Raw genomic sequence first — 2212 nt, 5'->3', positions numbered from 1 at the left:
TCGCGGCAACGCGGTGCCGGGGGACGCCTCCGGGCATGCGTGCAAGGATGAGACGGAGGCACACCTGCTCTCACCAGGAGGTACCCGTGAAGATGCTGATCAACGTCCCGGAGACCGTGGTCGCGGACGCGCTGCGCGGTATGGCGGCGGCCCATCCGGACCTGATCGTGGACGTGGAGAACCGGGTGATCGTGCGGCGGGACGCTCCTGTCGCCGGGAAAGTGGGGCTGGTCTCGGGCGGAGGCTCGGGGCACGAGCCGCTGCACGGCGGATTCGTCGGTCCCGGCATGCTGTCGGCGGCCTGTCCGGGTGAGGTGTTCACGTCCCCCGTGCCCGACCAGATGCTGCGCGCGGCGGCCGCCGTGGACAGCGGGGCGGGGGTGCTGTTCATCGTGAAGAACTACACCGGTGACGTCCTCAACTTCGACATGGCCGCCGAGCTGGCCGAGGACGAGGGCATCCGGGTGGCGAAGGTCCTGGTCAACGACGACGTGGCGGTGACCGACAGTCTCTACACGGCGGGCCGGCGCGGCACCGGGGCGACGCTCTTCGTGGAGAAGATCGCGGGCGCCGCCGCCGACGAGGGCATGCCGCTGGAGCGGGTGGAGGCCATCGCCCGGCAGGTCAACGAGAACTCCCGCAGCTTCGGTGTCGCGCTGAGCGCCTGCAGCACCCCGGCCAAGGGCAGCCCCACCTTCGATCTGCCGCCCGGCGAGCTGGAGTTGGGCATCGGCATCCACGGCGAGCCCGGCCGGGAGCGGCGGGCGATGATGACCTCGGGCGAGATCGCCGAGGCCGCCGTCGAGGCCGTGGTGGAGGATCTCCGGCCGCGCAACCCGGTGCTGGTCCTCGTCAACGGCATGGGCGCGACGCCCCTTTTGGAGCTGTACGGGTTCAACGCCGAGGTGCACCGGGTGCTCGCGGCGCGCGGCGTGGCCGTGGCCCGTGTCCTGGTCGGCAACTACGTCACCTCCCTCGACATGGCGGGCGCCTCGCTCACCCTGTGCCAGGCCGACGAGGAACTGCTGCGGCTGTGGGACGCCCCCGTGAAGACACCGGCCCTGCGCTGGGGCGTGTGAGAGACAGGGGGGTAGAGGATCACCACGTACCTACCAGGCAAGGAGATCCAGTGCTCGACGCCGATTTCTTCCGCCGTTGGATGACGGCGACCGCCGCGTTGGTCGACCGCGAGGCGGAACGGCTCACCGCCCTCGACTCCCCCATCGGGGACGCCGACCACGGCAGCAATCTCCAGCGCGGGTTCCGCGCGGTGAAGGCCGCCCTGGACAAGGAGCCGCCCGGCACGCCCGGCGGGGTCCTGACGCTGGCCGGACGCCAGCTGATCTCGACGGTCGGCGGCGCCTCGGGGCCGCTCTACGGCACGCTGCTGCGCCGGGCGGGCAAGGCGCTCGGGGACGAGTCCGAGGTCAGCGCGGGGCAGCTGACCGAGGCGCTGCGGACGGGGGTGGACGCCGTCATGACGCTCGGCGGGGCCGCGCCGGGCGACAAGACCATGATCGACGCGCTGGTGCCCGCGGTGGACGCGCTCGGTGAGTCGTTCGCGGCCGCCCGCGCCGCCGCGGAGGAGGGTGCCGTCGCGACGACGCCCTTGCAGGCGCGCAAGGGACGGGCGAGCTACGTCGGTGAGCGCAGCATCGGGCACCAGGACCCCGGCGCCACGTCCTCGGCACTGCTGATCGCCGCCCTCGCGGAGGCCGCCGGTGAGTGACGAGCGGTTGGTGGGAATCGTGCTGGTGTCGCACAGCGCGGAGGTGGCCTCTTCGGTCGCCGAGCTGGCGAAGGGGCTCGCGGGCGGCGGCACTGCGGTGCCGGTCGCCCCGGCGGGCGGCACCGAGGGCGGCGGGCTCGGCACCAGCGCGGAGCTGATCGCCGCGGCGGCCGCGTCCGTGGACCGGGGGGCCGGCGTCGCCGTCCTGACGGACCTGGGCAGTGCGGTGCTGACCGTGAAGGCACTGCTCGCGGAGGGCGACGAACTTCCCGAGGGGACGCGGCTGGTGGACGCCCCGTTCGTGGAGGGAGCCGTGGCCGCGGTCGTGACGGCCTCCACCGGGGCCGATCTGGCGGCGGTGGAGGCGGCCGCCGCGGAGGCGTACGCGTACCGGAAGGTGTGAGGCCCGCACCCGGCCCGGGCCGGGCCCGCCGGAAACCGGCGGGCCCGGTCGCCACGCCCTCCCGGCCCCGTCCACCCTCG

The 2212-nt window shown here is 73.8% G+C and carries 3 protein-coding genes; all 3 read left to right on the top strand.

The features are described 5' to 3' along the window. The first annotated feature begins 86 nt into the window (after nt 1-86). From dhaK to RIN80_RS24805, 3 genes are read left to right on the top strand one after another with little or no spacing between them, the layout of a single operon-like run. A complete protein-coding gene (gene dhaK, locus RIN80_RS24815) occupies nt 87-1079 on the top strand; it encodes a dihydroxyacetone kinase subunit DhaK (protein ID WP_309097874.1) in 993 nt (330 codons plus the stop codon). Between the two features lie 50 nt (nt 1080-1129). Next, nucleotides 1130-1729 (top strand): dihydroxyacetone kinase subunit DhaL, encoded by a 600-nt coding sequence (gene dhaL, locus RIN80_RS24810; RefSeq protein ID WP_309097873.1) that lies wholly within the window; start codon nt 1130-1132, stop codon nt 1727-1729. Beyond that, nucleotides 1722-2132 (top strand): PTS fructose transporter subunit IIA, encoded by a 411-nt coding sequence (locus RIN80_RS24805; RefSeq protein ID WP_309097872.1) that lies wholly within the window; start codon nt 1722-1724, stop codon nt 2130-2132. The genes dhaL and RIN80_RS24805 overlap by 8 nt, the downstream gene beginning before the upstream one ends. Nucleotides 2133-2212 lie beyond the last annotated feature (80 nt).

The organism is Streptomyces sp., from assembly GCF_031181705.1.
In the GTDB taxonomy this organism is placed as follows: Bacteria; Actinomycetota; Actinomycetes; order Streptomycetales; family Streptomycetaceae; genus Streptomyces.
Note: the sequence above shows the minus strand (reverse complement) of the source record. Positions and strands in the feature narration are given on the sequence as shown.